At 58.4% G+C, this 18844-nt stretch carries 15 protein-coding genes; 10 read left to right on the top strand and 5 right to left on the bottom strand.

The features are described from left to right. Nucleotide 1 precedes the first annotated feature (1 nt). Complete coding sequence (locus V7747_RS14550; protein WP_335616744.1) at nucleotides 2-877, top strand: ChaN family lipoprotein; 876 nt, start codon at nucleotides 2-4, stop codon at nucleotides 875-877. Here V7747_RS14550 and V7747_RS14545 read toward each other — a convergent pair. Continuing rightward, nucleotides 874-1521, bottom strand: a complete 648-nt coding sequence (locus tag V7747_RS14545) for a TetR family transcriptional regulator (RefSeq protein WP_335616743.1) — start codon at nucleotides 1519-1521, stop codon at nucleotides 874-876. The genes V7747_RS14550 and V7747_RS14545 overlap by 4 nt on opposite strands. Before the next feature lie 196 nt (nucleotides 1522-1717). Here V7747_RS14545 and V7747_RS14540 point away from each other — a divergent pair, with 196 nt between their 5' ends. Genes V7747_RS14540 through V7747_RS14530 form a run of 3 tightly spaced genes read left to right on the top strand, consistent with a single transcriptional unit; the run spans nucleotide 1718 to nucleotide 7482 of the window. Beyond that, nucleotides 1718-2911, top strand: coding sequence for an efflux RND transporter periplasmic adaptor subunit (locus V7747_RS14540; protein ID WP_335616742.1), 1194 nt, complete (start codon nucleotides 1718-1720; stop codon nucleotides 2909-2911). 6 nt (nucleotides 2912-2917) lie between these two features. Further along, on the top strand, nucleotides 2918-6067 hold the full coding sequence (locus V7747_RS14535; RefSeq protein WP_335616741.1) for an efflux RND transporter permease subunit: 3150 nt from the start codon (nucleotides 2918-2920) through the stop codon (nucleotides 6065-6067). Further along, entirely contained in the window at nucleotides 6064-7482 is a 1419-nt protein-coding gene (locus tag V7747_RS14530; protein WP_335616740.1) for an efflux transporter outer membrane subunit, read from the top strand. Before V7747_RS14535 ends, V7747_RS14530 begins: the two co-directional genes overlap by 4 nt. 254 nt (nucleotides 7483-7736) lie before the next feature. Here V7747_RS14530 and V7747_RS14525 read toward each other — a convergent pair whose 3' ends face one another. From V7747_RS14525 to V7747_RS14515, 3 genes are all read right to left on the bottom strand, one after another. Continuing rightward, nucleotides 7737-8534 carry a cyclic nucleotide-binding domain-containing protein gene (locus tag V7747_RS14525; RefSeq protein ID WP_335616739.1) on the bottom strand — a complete coding sequence of 266 codons (798 nt, stop codon included), beginning with the start codon at nucleotides 8532-8534 and terminating at the stop codon, nucleotides 7737-7739. Nucleotides 8535-8731: 197 nt separating this feature from the next. Then, entirely contained in the window at nucleotides 8732-8998 is a 267-nt protein-coding gene (locus V7747_RS14520; protein ID WP_335616738.1) for a TfoX/Sxy family protein, read from the bottom strand. Between the two features lie 185 nt (nucleotides 8999-9183). Continuing rightward, nucleotides 9184-10728 carry a bifunctional aminoglycoside phosphotransferase/ATP-binding protein gene (locus V7747_RS14515; RefSeq protein ID WP_335616737.1) on the bottom strand — a complete coding sequence of 515 codons (1545 nt, stop codon included), beginning with the start codon at nucleotides 10726-10728 and terminating at the stop codon, nucleotides 9184-9186. A 123-nt stretch (nucleotides 10729-10851) separates the two neighbouring features. On the opposite strand from V7747_RS14515, the gene mrcB reads away from it, so the two are divergent. The 3 genes from mrcB to V7747_RS14500 all read left to right on the top strand — a co-directional run bounded on the left by mrcB (nucleotide 10852) and on the right by V7747_RS14500 (nucleotide 14253). Next, nucleotides 10852-13179, top strand: coding sequence for a penicillin-binding protein 1B (gene mrcB / locus V7747_RS14510; protein ID WP_335616736.1), 2328 nt, complete (start codon nucleotides 10852-10854; stop codon nucleotides 13177-13179). Nucleotides 13180-13288: 109 nt separating this feature from the next. Further along, nucleotides 13289-13918, top strand: coding sequence for a tetratricopeptide repeat protein (locus V7747_RS14505; protein WP_442909279.1), 630 nt, complete (start codon nucleotides 13289-13291; stop codon nucleotides 13916-13918). Continuing rightward, nucleotides 13915-14253 carry a YqcC family protein gene (locus V7747_RS14500; protein WP_335616734.1) on the top strand — a complete coding sequence of 113 codons (339 nt, stop codon included), beginning with the start codon at nucleotides 13915-13917 and terminating at the stop codon, nucleotides 14251-14253. The genes V7747_RS14505 and V7747_RS14500 overlap by 4 nt, the downstream gene beginning before the upstream one ends. Before the next feature lie 15 nt (nucleotides 14254-14268). Here V7747_RS14500 and V7747_RS14495 read toward each other — a convergent pair whose 3' ends face one another. Further along, nucleotides 14269-14706 (bottom strand): DUF4124 domain-containing protein, encoded by a 438-nt coding sequence (locus V7747_RS14495; protein WP_335616733.1) that lies wholly within the window; start codon nucleotides 14704-14706, stop codon nucleotides 14269-14271. Nucleotides 14707-15118: 412 nt separating this feature from the next. Between V7747_RS14495 and V7747_RS14490 the strand changes: the two genes are divergently transcribed. The 3 genes from V7747_RS14490 (at nucleotide 15119) to pssA (ending at nucleotide 18315) form a co-directional block, all read left to right on the top strand. Next, complete coding sequence (locus V7747_RS14490; RefSeq protein WP_335616732.1) at nucleotides 15119-16849, top strand: acetolactate synthase 3 large subunit; 1731 nt, start codon at nucleotides 15119-15121, stop codon at nucleotides 16847-16849. Between the two features lie 2 nt (nucleotides 16850-16851). Next, entirely contained in the window at nucleotides 16852-17343 is a 492-nt protein-coding gene (gene ilvN, locus V7747_RS14485; protein ID WP_092287764.1) for an acetolactate synthase small subunit, read from the top strand. Between the two features lie 126 nt (nucleotides 17344-17469). Then, nucleotides 17470-18315 (top strand): CDP-diacylglycerol--serine O-phosphatidyltransferase, encoded by an 846-nt coding sequence (gene pssA, locus V7747_RS14480; RefSeq protein ID WP_335616731.1) that lies wholly within the window; start codon nucleotides 17470-17472, stop codon nucleotides 18313-18315. The last annotated feature ends 529 nt before the right edge of the window (nucleotides 18316-18844 follow it).

Below are 18844 nucleotides of genomic sequence, written 5' to 3'. Positions count from 1 at the left end.
GATGAAAACGTTGTCTCTGCTGCTTGCCGGTCTGTTGCTGTCCATGACGCTGCGCGCCGCTGAATTACCCGCCTGGCAAACCACGGAGCAGCTGGCTGCTCCGCATCTGGGGCAGGCCTGGGATACTCGCGCACAGCGCTGGTTAAGTGCGGATCAACTGGTGGCTGAACTGGCCGGCAGTGCACGGGTGGTGGTAGGAGAGAAGCACGACAATGCGGATCATCACCGCTTGCAGCTCTGGTTGCTGCAGCAATTGCAGGCGCGTCGTCCGCAGGCCGCATTGTTGATGGAAATGCTACAACCCGGCCAGCAGGTAGCGGTGGATGGGCTGCAACACCGTGATTTGCCAGCGCCTGCGGCTTTGCAGGCGCAGCTTGACTGGCAGCCGGGCTGGGACTGGTCGCTCTACGGTCCCTTGGTACGCTGGGGGCTACAAGTGCCCGAGCGGCTTTTGGCGGCCAATCTCGGCATGGAGCAGATGCTGCACCGTTACAAGCGCCCGCCGCCGCTCAGTCCGCGTTACTCAGTGGCGGCGCGCGCGACGCTGGAGCAGACGCTGCTGGACAGTCACTGTGGCAAGTTGGATGCCAAGCGCCTGCCGGCCATGTTGGCAATTCAACAGGGCCGGGATGAGCAGATGGCCCGTGTGTTGGCCGAGGCTCCCACGCCAGCGCTCTTATTGGCGGGTGGCTATCACGCGCGGCGTGATCTGGGCATGCCGCTGCATTGGCAGCCGCAGTGGGGTGTAACGCCGACGGTGGTGTTGCTGTGGGAGGCGGGGGCCGGCGAGCTTCCGGGGCGAGCCCAGGCTGATTACGTGTGGCTGACCCCGGCATTGCCGGAGCAGAACTATTGCGCCGGCTGGGGTGAGGATTAAGGTGCTGCGTCGCCGGTCCGCATGGCCGGGCTGAGCTTGAGCATATCCAATACTGCCGCTGCAACGTCGCCTGCACGCGCGCTGAGGCTGATGCGCGTAGGTACCATCAACCACTGATTGATTACACCAACGATAAAACTGTGTACGCACAACAGTGCCAGTTCCATGTCCAGGTCAACGGGTAGTTCGCCGCGCGCGACCGCCAGGCGCAGGGTGGTCAGTAACTGGTTGTCATGCTCCTGGCGCATGGCTTGCAGGTGTTTTTTGGGGCCGCAGGGTTCGTCGGTATATTCGCACTTCAGAAATATAATTTCATGCACCTGACGATTGGTTGGGTCAGACTCCACACGACGAAAAACCTCCGTCAGCAGCTCGCGAAAGAGTTCCAGTGGGTGCGGCTCTTCGGGGTTGCGGGTTGCTTCGCTGAGGGCCGCCAGTGGCATGTGAATGCGCTCAAACAGCGCGTCGAGCAGGTCCGCCTTGTCCTGAAAGTGCCAATAAATGGCGCCCCGGGTAACCCCGGCAGCCTGGGCTATATCGGTCAGTGAGGCGCGCGAGACGCCTTTTTCGTGGAAGCACTGCTGTGCCGCGTCAATGATGCGCTGACGGGTCTCAAAGGCTTCTTCTTTGGTGCGTCTGACCATGATTTTCCGGGGGATTGGGTAAGGATTTTCGGCCGCATGGAGCGGGTTTGTGAGCTAATGTTAACTGATGCCTAAAAGCACTTACAAACATTCATGAATGTAAGTATATTATCCGCCATTACTGCTGTCTCTCGCGTCGTGCTGAGCGAGTGTTTCGGTTAAAAGATCAAAATTTCTGCCTTTACGAGGTTTCCCCATGCTGATCAAGCCAGCTCATGCTGCACTGATTCCGTTGTTAGCCGCCACCTTGTTGATCAGTGCCTGCCAGGATGAGGAACAGGGCGCCGGTGCTGGTGCTGGTGCCGAGCAGGGACCACCCCAGGTAGGTGTGGTGACCTTGCAGGCAGAGCACTTTCTATTGACCAACGAGCTGCCTGGACGCACAACGGCTTATCGCATCGCCGAGGTGCGGCCGCAGGTCAACGGCATCATCGAAAAGCGTTTGTTCGAAGAGGGAGCCGAGGTCAAGGCAGGTCAACAGCTCTACCAGATTGACGATGATGTCTATCAGGCAACGCTGAAAAGTGCCGAGGCCAGCAGCCTGGCCAGTCGATCCCTCGCTGAGCGCTACGGCATTCTGGTCAAGGAACGGGCGGTGAGTCAGCAGGAGTTTGACGAGGCGCGCTCCAGCAGTCTGCAGGCGCAGGCAGCGTTGGATCAGGCGCGGATCAATGTGCGTTACACCAAGGTGCTGGCGCCTATCTCCGGTCGTATTGGACGCTCTGCGGTGAGTGAAGGGGCGCTGGTCAGCAACGGGCAAAGCCAGGAGCTGGCGACCATTCAGCAGCTCGATCCTATTTACGTAGACGTTACCCAGCCTGCGCGCGACATGCTCAACCTGCGCCGCGATCTGGAAGCGGGCCGGCTGGAGCGTAGTGGCGACAACGCTGCCAAGGTCACGCTGAAGCTGGAAGACGGCAGCGTCTATCCGTTGGAAGGCAAGCTGGAGTTTTCCGAGGTGTCGGTGGATTCGGGTACTGGTTCGGTAACCCTGCGCGCGGTGTTCCCTAACCCCGATGAGCTTCTATTGCCGGGTATGTTCGTGCATGCGCAGTTGGTTGCCGGTGCCAAAAGTGATGCCATCCTGGCGCCCCAGCAAGGTATTACCCGTACGCCGCGCGGCACCGCAACGGCGTTGGTGGTTAATGCTGAAAACAAGGTTGAGCAGCGTGAGGTGGAAACCGAGCGTACGGTCGGTAACCGCTGGCTGATCAACTCCGGGTTGAATGACGGCGACCGCCTGATTACCGAAGGGCTGCAGTTCGTGCAGCCGGGCGCTGAAGTGAAAGTGAGCCCGGCCTCTAACGTCTCCGACAGTGTATCCGGGCAGTCCGGTGCTGACGCTCCTGCCGCTGAAGAGCAGACCAACGCTGCCGACCAGGAAGGGTAATCGTCCATGTCTCGTTTTTTTATCGATCGCCCTATTTTTGCCTGGGTAGTCGCACTGGTCATCATGCTGGTCGGCGGTCTGTCGCTACTCAAGCTACCCATTAACCAGTACCCCAGCATCGCGCCGCCGGCTGTGGGTATTTCCGTCGCTTATCCTGGTGCTTCGGCCCAAACGGTGCAGGACACCGTGGTGCAGGTGATCGAGCAGCAGCTCAATGGTATCGATGGCTTGCGCTACATCTCCTCGGAAAGTAATTCCGACGGCAGCATGTCGATTACCGTGACCTTCGAGCAGGGCACCGATCCGGATATTGCCCAGGTGCAGGTGCAGAACAAACTGCAACTGGCCACGCCGCTATTGCCGCAAGAGGTGCAGCAACAGGGGATTCGGGTAACCAAGGCAGTGCGCAACTTTCTGCTGGTGATCGGTGTGGTGTCGCAGGACGGCAGCATGAACCGCGACGATCTTTCCGACTATATCGTGTCGAACATTCAGGACCCCATCTCGCGCACTGCGGGCGTCGGTGACTTTCAGGTCTTCGGTGCGCAATACGCGATGCGTATCTGGCTGGACCCTGGCAAGCTGACCAACTTCAATCTGACGCCGATGGATGTCAGTGCGGCGATTCAGGCGCAGAACGTGCAGGTGTCGGCTGGTCAGTTTGGCGGTTTGCCCGCGGTACCCGGGCAGCAGCTGAACGCGACCGTACTGGGTAAAACCCGTCTGCAGAAGCCTGAGGAATTCCGCAAGATTCTGTTGAAGGTGCAGAGCGATGGATCGCAGGTACGCCTGGAAGATGTCGCCAAGGTGGAGTTGGGCGCACAGGATGCCAGCATTTCGGCGCTCTATAACGGCAAGGCAGCTTCGGGTATGGCAATCAAGCTTGCGACCGGTGCCAACGCGCTGGAAACGGGTAAGGCCATTCGCGCCACTATCGCCAATCTGGAGCCCTTCTTCCCCGAAGGCATGGAAGTGGTGTACCCCTACGACACCACTCCGGTGGTGGCGGAGTCGATTCTGGGGGTAGTACACACGCTGTTTGAGGCTATCGTGCTGGTCTTCCTGGTCATGTACCTCTTCCTGCAGAATTTCCGGGCCACCTTGATTCCGACGCTCGCGGTACCGGTGGTACTGCTGGGTACCTTCGGCATGCTGTCAGTGTTTGGCTTCAGCATCAACATCCTCACCATGTTCGCCATGGTGCTCGCCATTGGTCTATTGGTGGATGACGCCATTGTGGTGGTTGAGAACGTGGAGCGGGTGATGGCCGAAGAAGGGTTGTCGCCGCTGGAGGCCACGCGCAAATCCATGGGCCAGATTCAGGGCGCCCTGGTGGGTATCGGGTTGGTGCTGTCGGCGGTGTTCCTGCCGATGGCCTTCTTTGGCGGCTCTACCGGCGTCATTTATCGTCAGTTCTCGATCACCATTGCCTCGGCGATGGGGTTGTCGGTACTGGTTGCCCTCGTCTTTACGCCGGCGCTTTGTGCGACCATCCTCAAGCCGCTACCGCAGGGGCATAGCCATGAGAAGCGCGGCTTCTTTGGCTGGTTCAACCGGACCTTTGACCGGGGTATCCATCGCTATGAAAAAGGCGTGGCAGGGATACTGACCCGCAAGGCGCCTTACCTGCTGCTGTACTTGGTGATCGTTGGGCTGATGATCTTTCTGTTCACCCGTCTACCGAGTGCGTTTCTGCCGGATGAGGACCAGGGCGTGCTGTTTGCTCAGGTACAAACGCCGGTCGGTTCCACCGCAGAGCGCACTCAACAGACGGTGGACGCCATGCGTGAGTACCTGTTGAAGGAAGAGTCGGATACGGTCAATTCGGTGTTTACCGTGACCGGTTTCAACTTTGCCGGCCGCGGGCAGAACGCGGGCCTGGCGTTTATCGGGCTGCATCCGTGGGAAGAGCGCGGTGGTGATGGGCAGGACGTGTTTTCGCTGGCGCAGCGCGCGCAGCAGCACTTTGCCGGTTTCCGCGATGCCATGGTGTTTGCTTTCGCGCCACCGGCGGTTATGGAGCTGGGCACCGCGACCGGTTTTGACCTTTACCTGCAGGACAACTCCGGCGTTGGCCATGACGTATTGCTGAAAGCGCGCAACCAGTTGCTGGGGATGGCACAGCAAAGCCCGGTCTTGACCAGTGTGCGCCCCAACGGTCTGGATGATCAGCCGCAGTACCAGTTGTTGATCGATGATGAAAAGGCGCGCGCGCTTGGCTTGTCACTAAGTGATGTGAACCAGACGCTGTCGATCGCGTGGGGCTCCAGTTACGTCAATGACTTTGTTGATCGCGGCCGGGTGAAGAAGGTTTATCTGCAGGGTGAAGCAGAATCACGGATGAATCCGGAAGACTTGAAAAAGTGGTTCGTACGCAACGATGTGGGCGAGATGGTGCCGTTCAGTGCCTTTGCCTCAGGCGAATGGGTGTACGGCTCACCCAAACTGGCGCGTTATAACGGCGTGTCGGCTATGGAGGTGCTGGGCGAACCCGCACCCGGCTACAGTACCGGTGACGCGATGGCTGAAATCGAGAGTATGGCCCAGAAGCTGCCCAAGGGTGTGGGTGTGGCCTGGACTGGGCTGTCCTACGAAGAGCGGTTGTCCGGCGACCAGGCACCGGCGCTCTATGCACTGTCGCTGATTGTGGTTTTCCTCTGTCTTGCAGCGCTGTACGAGAGCTGGTCAATTCCGCTGGCGGTGATGCTTGTCGTGCCCCTGGGTGTGATCGGTGCGCTGCTGGCTACGCTGGGCCGGGGGTTGTCGAACGATGTGTTCTTCCAGGTGGGGCTGTTGACCACTATCGGTCTGACGGCAAAGAACGCGATTTTGATTGTCGAGTTCGCCAAGGAGTTGCATGAGCAGGGCATGAGCATTTTTGATGCCGCGGTGGAGGCTTGTCGCCTGCGCTTACGCCCGATCGTCATGACCTCGCTGGCCTTTACTCTGGGCGTGGTGCCGTTGGCGCTGGCCACGGGAGCGGGTGCTGGCAGTTCGCACGCCATTGGTACCGGTGTGATCGGCGGCATGATGACTGCAACTGTGCTGGCGATCTTCTGGGTGCCGCTGTTCTATGTGATGGTCACAACCCTGTTCAAGGGTAAGCAGGCGCCGGGTACCGAGCCGAGCACCGAGAAGAAGGAGGAGCAACAGTGAAGCGCTGTTTATTGAGCCTGGCCGTCATGGCGGCCCTGGGTGGTTGCTCGCTGATTCCTCAGTACGAGCGACCTGAAGCGCCGGTTGCGGCCGCCTGGGAAACCGGTGACCAGGCCAGTGCAAACAGCACCGCGCTGGTCGGCTGGAAGTCCTTTTTCAAGGATCCAGAGCTGCAGCAACTGATCGAAATCGCCTTGGAAAACAATCGCGACCTGAGGGTTGCCGCGCTGAACGTTGAGGCCAATCGCGCGCTGTATGGCATTCAGCGAGCAGAGATCTATCCGCAAGTGAATATCAACGGTGACGGTAGTCGTATGCGTCTGCCGGCGGATCTGGCTGACGGCAATGACAGCATGATTACCAGTCAGTATTCCGCAACGGTAGGTGTGTCTTGGGAGCTGGACCTGTTTGGTCGGATTGGCAGTCTGCGCGAGCAAGCGCTGCAAGAGTTTCTTGCCAGTGATGAAGCTCGGCGCGGCGTGCAGATCAGCCTGGTGGCCAACGTCGCCAATACCTACTTCACCTGGCAGGCGGATCAGGCGTTGCTGGAGGTGACCGAGGAAACACTGCAAGCCTACGAAGAGAGCCTGGCGATTACCAACCGCAGTTACGAGGTGGGCGTGGCGTCTTCGCTGGAGTTGTCGCAGGCCCGCAGTGCCGTGCAAAGCGCGCGCGTCAGCTTGGCGCAGTATCGGCGCTATGTCGCTCAGGATCGCAACGCGCTGACCGCGCTTCTAGGTCAGGCCGCGCCGAGGTTGCCGGCACAAAATGCATCTCTGAATCAGACGCTGGTAGCCGAAGTGCCGGTGGGACTGCCCTCCGAAGTGCTGTATCAGCGCCCCGATATTCTGCAGGCCGAGTATGAGTTGCGCGCGGTCAATGCCAGTATCGGCGCGGCCAAGGCGGCTTTCTTTCCGAGTATCAGCCTCACCGGTGCCGGCGGCAGTGCCAGCAGCGATCTGGATGGCCTGTTTGATAGCGGCTCGGAGTACTGGAGCTTCACTCCCAGCATCAGCGTGCCTATCTTCCGTGCCGGGGCGCTGAAGGCCAGTCTGGATTACGCCGAGGTCATCAAGAATCAGCAGGTGGCGCAGTACGAAGGGGCTATCCAGAAAGCCTTTCAGGAGGTGGCGGATGGGCTGGTCGCGCGGGACACCTACGTCGAGCAGGTCGCTGCTCAGCGGGCCCTGTTGGAGACTAGCGAGGACTACTACCGGCTTGCCGAACGACGCTATCGCACGGGTATCGATAGTTACCTGACGTTACTTGATGCGCAGCGCCAGCTGTTCGAGGTGCGTCAAGGCGTGGTGGCAGATCGTCTCAGCCAACTGATTAGCGAGGTTAACCTGTTCAAGGCGCTCGGTGGGGGCTGGTACGCCGACGAGCTGCCAGAGCATCGGGAACCAGAGGCCTGATCGACGTCAAGTAGCACCGACAACGCCGAGGCAGTGATTGCCTCGGCGTTTTTTTATGTCGCGACCTTAGCCCTAGCCAGGTCAGCGTCAAATTCTGAGCAAAAAAATGCCCGCTCAATGAGCGGGCGAAATCCGTGATTAGCCTGATGAGGAGATAACCGTTTGTCTCGCGACAATCTGTTATCAAAGCCATCTCGCGATGACTTGTTGCTAATGATAACGCATATCATTAGCGCGTCAAGCGTAAATGAGAATTATTTTCCATTAAGCTGTTTGTAGTGCGTCAATTCCTTGTTCATCAGGTCGATCCGCCTCGCCATGCTTTCGATCAGGCTGTGCGCAATGCGTGGATTGCTCTGCATCAATGCGAGGAACTGTTCCTTTGGAATCATCATGACCGTCGTCGGCGCGCTGGCGATGACGGTGGCGGAGCGCTTCTCTCGGGTAAACAGTGCCATAGCACCAAAAATTTCGTCTTTCTGCACATCACCGACCTTGATGCCCTCAACGAAAGCTTCTGCGTGGCCTTCGGTAATGATGAACACATGGTCGGCCTCGTCACCCTGGCGGATCAGCTCGGCCCCTGGAGCGAAGTGTTGAAAGCCGGTTACCGGTCGCACCTCAGGTTGCTTGCTGTGCGCTAGCGCGTCGGACATCAGTGCAGCCTGGCCGAGAATGTATTGGGTGAACTGTTCCTGCCGCTGGCTGTTGCCATGAATATGCTTGAATAGCGCTTCGCGATCATAGGGGATCAGCGTGAGCGGTTCTTCGCTCATGTAGTTGCAAGGGGCGGTATTCAAACCTTGGCGCAGACCTATGAGGTCGCCTTCCTGAATATAGAACAGGGGCTTGCCGTCGATCAGTGCGTGCAGCAGGCCGCTTTTGAGTAGGTAGAGGCGATGTTGGCCGATGTGTTGGTAAAGGTCATCGACCGCATCGAGCTCGATGGGCGCGTCGCAAGGTTCAAGCCCGTTCAGTAGCTGTTCGGGGATGCGCTGCAGGGTGTTGATGAGTTTTTCAGCGTAGGGGGGCTGATCACCTATGAGGTACATAACGGAATTCCTTTTAATTAGATCCTGCTCTACCGCGATGTGGCGTCATACCGCTGGGTAGATACCGGCTGGGCCGCAGCGCCAGATATACATTACTGCAGGGGCCCCTCTGCTCGTCAACATAAAAGCCACCGCCAGCGCCTGACAACTAATTTGCCTCAGGCCTGTGAGCTGTGTCGCGGAAACGAAGGCTGGCGCTAAGGCGGTGCTTGCGCCTGCAATTGCTGCAGCAGTTGTTCCTTGTATTGTGGGTCGAGGTCATTCCAGTGCACGTCCTGCAAGGCGCCGGCAATTGAGAACATCAGCGCCTTCGAGGCGTTGAAGCCACGCGCGCGAACGGCGCTATAGGCGCCGACGGGGCCGAGTTGACGTAGTTGTTCGCGATTGTGAATGCCGGTGGCGTGCAGCCACTGGACCGAGGTCTTGCCCAGGTTGCGCATCCCGAGAAGTTCATCTTGGCTCATGTACACCCCGCGTCATGGAAACGGGGTGAGAGGAGCAGAGGCTGGCTAGGCCAGTCGCTGGGGTGTCCGGGGTGGCAGCCGGACGCTGAGAGGTGTGCAGCATGGTATCGGGCTTCTTTTTATTGGTATCCCGATACCAGTGTAGATACCTCTGCTTGATCCGTACAGAACGGCTCTGGCTCGCGTTAGAGGCGCTTCTTCAGCTGCTCCGACAGTGCCTGCATGCTGCTGGCGCTGGAGGTGTCTACCTGTACGCTGATCTGCTGCTCTTGCTCCGTCAACGGCTCCAGGTGTTGCTGCTGCTGCAGTACTACTTGCATATCTGCATCGGAGGGATCGGCACCCTCTCGGCGACGTTGAGCGATCCATTGCTCTATGGTCTGCATTGGCACCTCGCAATGCAGGATCAGACAGGGCGCGCATTGCTCTTCAACGGCCTCGCGCATCTGCTGGCGCTGGGCGTGCTTGAGGTGGGTGGCGTCGATGATCACGGCGAAGCCGTTGGCCAGAATGAGCTGCGCCAGCGCGGCCAGCCGGTCATAGGTTTTGGTGCTGCGCTCGGGCGCGTACAGGCCAGAGTCCAGTGCCTGATTGTCGGCACTGCCAAACAGGCGTTTACGCTCCATGTCGGAACGAACCCGAATAGCCCCGACTTCGCTGACCAGGTTTTGCGCCAGCGTACTTTTACCGCTGCCGGACAGGCCAAACATCAAAATACCGAAGCGCGCAGGGACTTCGGTGTAGCGTTCGGCGAGGTTTGCGTAGCCGCGATAGCGCGTCATAACCTGCTCGCGCGCTTCGGCGCTGCTGTCGTCGCTCAGACCGAACAGGGCCACCTTGGCACGCACTATGGCCCGGTAGGCCTTGTAGTAATTGAGTACCGCGAGGCCTTCATAATCTCCGGTTTGCTCCAGGTAGCCGCTCACGAAGCGTAGCGCCATTCCGGTCAGGCCACGATCTTCGAGATCCATGGCCATGAAGGCGACATCGCTCATGACATCGGTCCAGCGAAAGGCTTCATTGAACTCAATGCAGTCAAACAGGGTCACTTGTCCATCGACCAAAGTGACGTTGTCGAGGTAGGTGTCCCCATGGCATTCGCGCACCAGCCCGGCGGCTTTGCGTTCGGCCAGTTGGGGGGTCAAGCGTTGATAGGTGGTGTTCGCCCACTGCTCCAGTTGCTCGAGCTGAGCCAGATCATTGGCGTCGTCGAGGAAAGGACGAATCTGGTCGAAATTCTGTGCAACCGGCGCGTGGACCTGATCGGGATTCCCGTACGGCTGGTCGATGCCGGCATGCTTGATTTGCCCGTGAAAGCGCGCCAGAGTGCCGGCCAGTTCGTCTATATGATGATTTTTCAGGCGGCCCTCGCGCTGCATGTTACCCAGCAGATCCGGCTGACGGAACTGGCGGGTCTTCACCAGATACTCGATGATCGGGCTGTCGCCGGTGAGCGTGGGCGCTTCGGCGCTGCCGCGCACGGGAATCACGTCCAGATACAAATTGGGCGCTAGGCGGCGATTGAGACGCACCTCTTCCGCGCAGAAGTGTGCGCGTTGCTCCAGGCTGGAGTAGTCAAGAAACCCGAAATTGACCGGTTTCTTGATTTTATAAACGTAGTCGCCGGTCAGCAGTACCCAGGAAATATGCGTTTCCATCAGGGTGAATTCGCTCACCGGATGGTCGTAAAGCGCGGGATTTTGCAGGGCTTGTAACAGAGTCTGGCTCACAGAGTTTCCTTGCTGGGGCTGGCAATGAGAACATTATGCGGGTTGGCTGGTCTGAGGCCAACCATGGCAACAGGCCGATAGTGTGCTGTCGGTCTCAACGGGTGTGAGGTATAGCAGGGCGATATGGCTAAAAAACGCAAGGCGCGGGCAAAGAAAAAGAGCAGTATGAAGCAGCGCCTGGGAGGCTGGGCACTGAAATTGGGACTGGTGTGTTTGGTGCTGCTGGCGGCACTGGCCATGTACCTGGACGCCATCGTGCAGGAGAAGTTTTCCGGCAAACGCTGGGCTGTCCCGGCCAAGGTGTTTGCGCGGCCTTTGGAGCTCTACGCAGGTCAGCATCTTGGCCGAGATGATTTTTTGACTGAACTCAAGGCGCTTGGTTACCGCACGGTCAATTCGGTCAGTGGGCCGGGTCAGATGGCGGTCAGTGGCAGTCAGATTGACGTTTATACGCGTGGCTTCCAGTTTTTCGAGGGAGCCGAGCCGGCGCAGCGTGTGAGTGTGCGTTTCAACGGTCAACAAGTCGCCAGTATCGGCGGTGGCGCCAATCTGGTGATGGCACGGCTGGAGCCGATGATGATTGGCGGTATCTACCCTGCGCACAACGAGGACCGCATTCTGGTGCGCCTGGATCAGGCGCCCCCCTACCTGGTGGATTCGCTGGTGGCAGTGGAAGATCGCGAGTTCTTCCAGCATTTTGGTGTGTCTCCCAAGGGCATTGCGCGCGCCATGTACGTAAACCTGACCTCCGGCAGTTTACGGCAGGGTGGCAGCACACTGACCCAGCAGTTGGTCAAGAACTTCTACCTCAACAGTGATCGCAACATCATCCGCAAGGGGCTGGAAGCGATGATGGCGGTGCTGCTTGAGCTGCACTATTCCAAAGAGGAAATTCTCGAGGCCTACCTCAATGAGGTGTTCCTCGGCCAGGATGGCAACCGTGCGATCCACGGTTTTGGTCTGGCCAGTCAGTATTACTTCGCTCAGCCACTGCAGGAGTTGCAGTTGCATCAGGTGGCATTGCTGGTGGGCATGGTCAAGGGGGCATCCTATTACAACCCGCGTCGCAATCCGGAGCGGGCCACCGAGCGCCGCAACCTGGTGCTCGATCTGATGGCCGAGCAGGGCATGGTCAGTGCCGAGCAGGCGGTGCAGGCAAAGAACAAGCCACTGGATGTGTCGGTGGGTGGCAGCATGGCCGACACCAGCTATCCGGCTTTCATGGATCTGGTCAAACGCCAACTGCGTGCCGACTACCGCGACGAGGATTTGACCAGCGAAGGCCTGCGGATCTTCACCAGCTTGGATCCGTTGTTGCAGCACAAGGCCGAGGAGGCGGTAAAAACCACTCTCAAGCGCCTTGGGCCTGCCGCGGAGGATGTGCCGCTGGAGTCGGCCATGGTGGTTTCGGGTGCGCAGACTGGCGAGGTGTTGGCGGTGGTAGGCGGTAGTAACCCCCGCTTCTCTGGCTTCAACCGGGCGCTGGACGCCTCGCGTCCGATCGGCTCGCTGATCAAGCCAGCGATTTATCTAACGGCACTGGAGCAGGCCGATCGTTATTCCCTGGTTACGCCGATTGATGATGCGCCTATCGAGTTGGAAGCCGAGCCGGGCAAAACCTGGTCCCCGCAGAACTACGGGCGTGAGAGTCACGGCCTGGTGCCGCTGTATCTGGCGTTGGCAAAGTCCTATAACCAGGCTGCGGTGCGTCTGGGCATGGATGTTGGCGTCGACAAGGTGCTCAATACCGTGCGCCGGCTAGGCGTGGAACATGACTGGCCGGCTTATCCATCAATGTTGCTGGGTTCAGGTGCTATGACCCCTATGCAGGTCAGTGACATGTACCAGACCCTGGCTAACGGCGGCTTCAACACACCGTTGCGGTCGATTCGCAACGTGCTTACCGCGCAGGGCGAGCCGCTCAAGCGTTACCCTTTTGAGGTCAGACAACGCTTTGATTCCGCCAGCATCTATCTCACCCAGGAGGCGATGTCGCATGTGATGACGGAGGGCACTGGCCGTTCGGCGTATAACCGCGTTCCTTCCAGCGTGCGTCTGGCCGGCAAGACAGGCACTACCAATGATTTGCGGGATAGCTGGTTTGCTGGCTTCTCGGACGATCTGGTTGCCGTCGCCTGGGTGGGACGTGATGACAACGGGCGCACTCGGCTGACCGGGGCAACGGGCGCGCTGCAGGTGTGGAGCGCCTTCATGGGTGAAGCGCACCCGCAGAGCTTGTCGGCGGTGCCCCCAGCGGGGATTGTCAAAGCCTGGGCTGACCCAAATACTGGTCTGGGAAGTGATCCGTCCTGCGTGGGTAGTATTGAAGTGCCGTTCCGCCAGGGCTTTGAGCCGCTGCCGGGACCTGGTTGCCGCCCGGTGATTGATACCGAAGCCTTGCAGGATGGCGCCAACAAGGTGCTGGATACCATTCGTGGCTGGCTGCGCTGATCAGCACTGCGTACACTGCCGCGATCAGGCTTGGAACACGAGCGGTTGTAAAGAGAGGATGAAGCAGATGGGTATCAGACAGGGTGTGCCGCTGGCGGCCATATTGATAATGTTGGCGGGTTGCGCGGGCTCGGGCGGCGCTATTCCGGTAGTCGACAGCGGGCGGCCCGTGTCCAATGAGGACATGCAGACCGGCGCAGGGCGCGTAACTCCCGCTGCACCTGTGACCGGTCAGCCGCGCGACAGCGGCGTCGTGGTCATGGTGCCCAATGCCGAGGGTGGCTCCAGTCAGGTGGAATCGTATCCGCTGGATTCGCAGCCTTCATTGCAGACCGGTCCTGGAGTTAGTTCTACCCCGAGCAGCGGGGGATTCGGCTCCAACAATGCTGGCGGCGTGCTGCAACAGGATGAACAGCTTGATGGCCCTGTGCTGGCTTTGTTGACGACCGCGCGGCAGCAGGAAAGCAATGGTGACCTGAACGGGGCTAATGCAAGTCTGGAACGCGCCATGCGGATTGCGCCACGCGAACCTCAGGTGCTGTACCGCTTGGCGCAGGTGCGCTTGGGGCAAGGCGATGCGGCGCAGGCTGAGCAGCTCGCGCAGCGTGGTTTGAGCTATGCCTCTGGCCGCCCGGAGCTGCAGGCTGGCCTGTGGGAACTAGTAGCGCAGGCTCGCGAGCAGCAGGGTGATGCGGCGGGTGCCCAGCAAGCCAGACAGCGAGCCAAAGTCTCCTCTTGAGTTCGCAGCAATGGCACGCTCTGGCGGATGCTCTGTTGCGGCTAGAGCTGGGGCTCCGGGCGTTGGGGCTTTGGTCGGATACGCGTCCTGCAGCAGAGCGGCTGAATAGTCCGGCGCCTTTCTGCGTCGACACGCTCACTTTTGAGCAATGGTTGCAATGGGTATTCATCCCGCGTCTGGCCTTGCTGATCAATCAGCAGGGCCGACTGCCAGCAGCATGCAATATTATGCCGATGGCGCAGGAGGCATTGGCGCCGCTCGGGCGTCGTGGGCAGCCGCTACTGGGAACTGTTGCCGAGGTGGACCGTCTGGCATCCCTGCTGGTCCACCGCTGAGTCACGCTGTCGGGCTTAGTCGCAGTGCGTAGCCAGGTCTTCGCGGGCTTTCGCTATCATGGCCTGACGTTCCTCTTCCCCGATGCGTTCCATTTCGCCGGCCTCATTGGTGCGCCCCAGGCGTGGATTGTTCTCCAGCGTGGTCAGGTCTGCGCGCAGCTTGGCGCATTGGGCCTCACGCTGGGCCTGTTGTTCGCGTTCTGCTTTCTTGGTTGCCGTCTCGGTTTCACCATTTTGCAGATCGGCTTCGCCCTGCGCTTCTGTCGCAGCGGGTGCCATATTGCTGCCCAGCTTAGGCGGAGCGGTGACATCCATGCGTTCGTACTGATCACTGGCGGGGGGTTGCTGGCTGAACTGCGTTACGCCGTTCTCGTCTACCCACTTGTAGAGTTTCGCGGCCATGGCTTGCGAGCAGAGCATGCTCAGGGCGATGGCGATAAGCGTGTTGCGCATACGGTTTTCTTCCTTGTTCTCATCGGGTTTCGGCGAGTCGTTGGCTAACTATAGCCAAAGCCAGTGTTTCGGGTACATCCCGACTGTTGTAATTGTGCAACTTGGCTTGACTTGTGGGGCTTGAGAATAAACAATTCGTGGTTCTCATAAGCCAGCTGATATCGGTGCTCACCCGCAACTGATACGGCGGGCTTTGTTGCTCAATCCAGGAGGCGAAACCCGCCAGCTCCTGGCCTGGCACCCGCACGCGCTACCTCGCGCTGGGGGAGGCAGCTCCAAACAGCAGGAGTCAGTCTCCAAGCACGTAGTCAAGCTGATGCATGGCAACTACCGTTGTCACTGCGCTGCCGAGCAGTAAACAGGTATCCGGCTGCCCACCTTTGGTGGACGGCATGCTAGAGGTGATTCAAAAGTGGAGCTTTTATCCGGCGCTGAGATGGTCGTCCGCTCATTGCGTGACGAGGGTGTTAAATACATTTACGGGTACCCCGGTGGTGCCCTTCTCCATATTTACGATGCGATTTTTCGTCAAGACGATGTCGAGCATATTCTGGTGCGCCATGAGCAGGCCGCCGCTCACATGGCTGACGGTTATGCGCGCGCTACCGGCAAGGCGGGTGTAGTTCTGGTGACCTCGGGTCCCGGCGCCACCAATACCATTACTGGTATTGCGACCGCGTACATGGACTCGATTCCCATGGTGGTTATTTCGGGGCAGGTCGCCAGTAATGTTGTGGGCACCGACGCCTTCCAGGAAACCGACATGGTCGGCGTATCCCGCCCAATCGTGAAGCACAGTTTCATGGTCAAGGATCCGCGCGATATTCCCGAGATTATCAAGAAGGCCTTCTATCTGGCCCAAACGGGACGCCCGGGTCCGGTTGTGGTCGATATCCCCAAGGATATGACCAATCCGGCGGACAAATTTGAGTACAGCTATCCCAAGAAGGTCAAGCTGCGCTCCTACAATCCGGCTACCCGTGGTCATTCTGGACAGATCCGCAAGGCAGTCGAGATGATGCTCGCCGCCAAGCGCCCCATCGTTTACTCCGGTGGTGGGGTTATTCTGGGTGGTGCGTCCAGTCAGCTGACCGAACTGGTCAAGGCGCTCAACGTGCCAATCACCAGTACGCTGATGGGGTTGGGCGCCTATCCCGGCACTGATCGTCAGTTCCTTGGCATGCTGGGTATGCACGGCAGCTACACCGCCAATCTGGCAATGCATCACGCGGATGTGATCCTGGCGATCGGCGCACGTTTTGACGATCGCGTGATCAATGGCGACAACGCGGCCAAGTTCTGTCCGAACGCCAAGGTTATTCACGTCGACATCGATCCGGCGTCCATCTCCAAGACGGTCAAGGCGGATATTCCAATTGTCGGTCCGGTAGAGAGTGTGCTGAGCGAGATGCTGGCGATTTTCAAGGAAATCAATCAGCAGCCAGATCAGGAAGGCCAGGCTGCTTGGTGGAAGCAGGTCGACGAGTGGCGTGGTGATGGCAAGCTGTTTCCTTATGATGCTGGCGACGGCTCTATCATCAAGCCGCAGCACGTTATCGAGACCTTGTGGGAAGTCACCAAGGGCGATGCCTTTGTTACTTCTGACGTTGGTCAGCATCAGATGTTTGCCGCCCAGTACTATCCGTTCGACAAGCCCAATCGCTGGATCAACTCCGGCGGGCTGGGCACCATGGGCTTCGGTTTCCCTGCAGCCATGGGCGTGAAGATGAACTTCCCGGAGGCTGATGTCGCCTGTGTGACCGGTGAGGGCAGTATCCAGATGAATATCCAGGAGATGTCCACCTGCCTGCAGTACGACCTGCCGGTGAAGATCATCAACCTGAACAACGGTGCGTTGGGTATGGTGCGTCAGTGGCAGGACATGCAGTACAACAGCCGCTACTCGCATTCATATATGGAATCGCTGCCTGACTTTGTTCGTCTTGCCGAGGCCTATGGTCACGTCGGTATGCGTATCACCGACCTGAAAGACCTTAAGCCGAAGATGGAAGAAGCATTTGCCATGAAGGATCGTCTGGTATTCCTCGATATTGCCGTGGACACCAGCGAGCACGTTTACCCCATGCAGGTTCGTGGTGGTGCGATGCGAGACATGTGGCTGAGCAAAACGGAGCGCACCTGATCATGAGACATATCATTTCCGTATTACTGGAAAACGAACCAGGCGCGCTGTCTCGAGTTGTAGGGCTGTTTTCCCAGCGTAACTACAACATCGAAACCCTGACTGTGGCGCCGACGGAAGATCCGACCCTGTCGCGTTTGACGCTGACGACAATCGGTCATGACGAAGTTGTTGAGCAGATCACCAAAAACCTCAACAAGTTGATTGAGGTGGTAAAGCTGGTCAACCTGTCAGAAGGGCCTCACATCGAGCGCGAGCTGATGCTGGTGAAGATCAAGGCTACTGGCGCGCAGCGTGCTGAAGTAAAGCGCACCACGGATATTTTCCGTGGACAGATTGTGGATGTTTCCGCGAGCGTCTACACCGTGCAGCTGGCGGGTACGACCGACAAGCTGGAGAGCTTTATTGAGGCTGTCGGCCCCACGTCTGTGCTGGAAGTGGTGCGCACCGGGGTGTCCGGGATCGCCCGTGGCGAGAAAGTGCTGAGTATTTGACTCGTTGTGGTAACAAAAAAACGCGGCCTAGTGCCGCGTTTTTTTATGCCCGCAACAGCAGGCACTGGTTATTTCATCGGCATGTTGCCACACTGTTCAGCTCGGTATTCTCGATAAGGTAGCGTCATGACAGAGCATCAAACCCAAAAACCTGAGTCCGAACAGGATGCCCCGCACACGTTGTTGCCAATTGATGAGCACGTGGAAGAAAGCCATGGCCCGGACGGCAAGAAGGTACGCCATAAAGGGATTTACCTGCTGCCCAACCTGTTCACTACGGCCGCTCTCTTTTCCGGCTTTTACGCCATTGTCAGTGCGATGGATGGCAATTTCGCCCACGCGGCTGTGGCGGTGTTTGTCGCAATGGTGCTGGATGGTCTAGATGGGCGTGTGGCGCGTTTGACTAATACCCAAAGCGCCTTTGGTGCGGAGTACGACAGCCTGTCGGACATGGTTGCCTTCGGTGTTGCGCCGGCAGTGGTGGTATTCAGTTGGGCTTTGACCGATATGGGCAAGGTCGGCTGGTTGTTTGCCTTTATCTATGTCGCAGGCGCTGCCTTGCGCCTGGCGCGCTTCAATACACATATTGGTGATGACGACGGCAGATACTTCACCGGGCTGCCCAGTCCTTCCGGCGCGGGTCTGGTTGCCGGCATGGTCTGGTCGTTGTCCGATTTCGGTATTGATGGTGGCGACATCTCGGTGCTGGTCGGCATCATGACCGCGCTGGGCGGTCTGTTGATGGTCAGCAACTTCCGTTATTACAGCTTCAAAGACTTGGACTTCAAGGGGCGTGTGCCTTTCTTTGTAATCCTTGTGGTTGTCTTGGTGTTTGCGGTGATCTCTTCTGATCCGTCGCGTATCCTTTGGGCAATCTTTGTCGGCTATACAGCATCGGGGCCGGTGATGTCCTTATGGCGCTGGAAGCAGCGTAAAAAGGCAGCCGTAGAGCAGGGTGAGGAAAAGTTGTAATTAAATCGTCGCCGGGGGCTTGACGGCCCCGCTGAAGTCTCTATAATTCGCCCTCTCGCTGAGCAGGAGGCTCGAAGTAAAGCGCTTATTAATCAATAAGTTAGCTTGAAAATAAGGGTTGACAGGCTGGCGAGATGGCGTAGAATGCGCCGCTCTGATTCGGGGCTGAAGTTAAGGTCTGAATCAGGTTGATGAGAAGCTCTCATCGAGTTTGACGGAAGGTGTTGACAAGGGGTTTAGCTCCTGTAGAATGCGCCTCCCTGACACGCAACGGCGAAGCCGGAGCGGGTGCTCAAGCAGGTTTTGAAGCGGTTAAAAACTTCAAAAAAATGCTTGACGGAACAGAAGGTTAGCGTAGAATACGCGGCCTTGGTTAGGCGGAGACGCTGACCGAATCGCTCTTTAACAATTTGAATCAAGTAATTCGTGTGGGTGCTTGCTGAATGGATGTGATGATCCGAAAGATTATCAGCCAAGCAAGTTACTCTGTGAATTCAAGAGTTTTTTGTAAAGCTGAGCCTAGTTTAGG

Source organism: Halopseudomonas sp., assembly GCF_036960865.1.
Lineage (GTDB): Bacteria > Pseudomonadota > Gammaproteobacteria > Pseudomonadales > Pseudomonadaceae > Halopseudomonas.
This window is presented reverse-complemented; position numbering and strand designations above follow the sequence as displayed.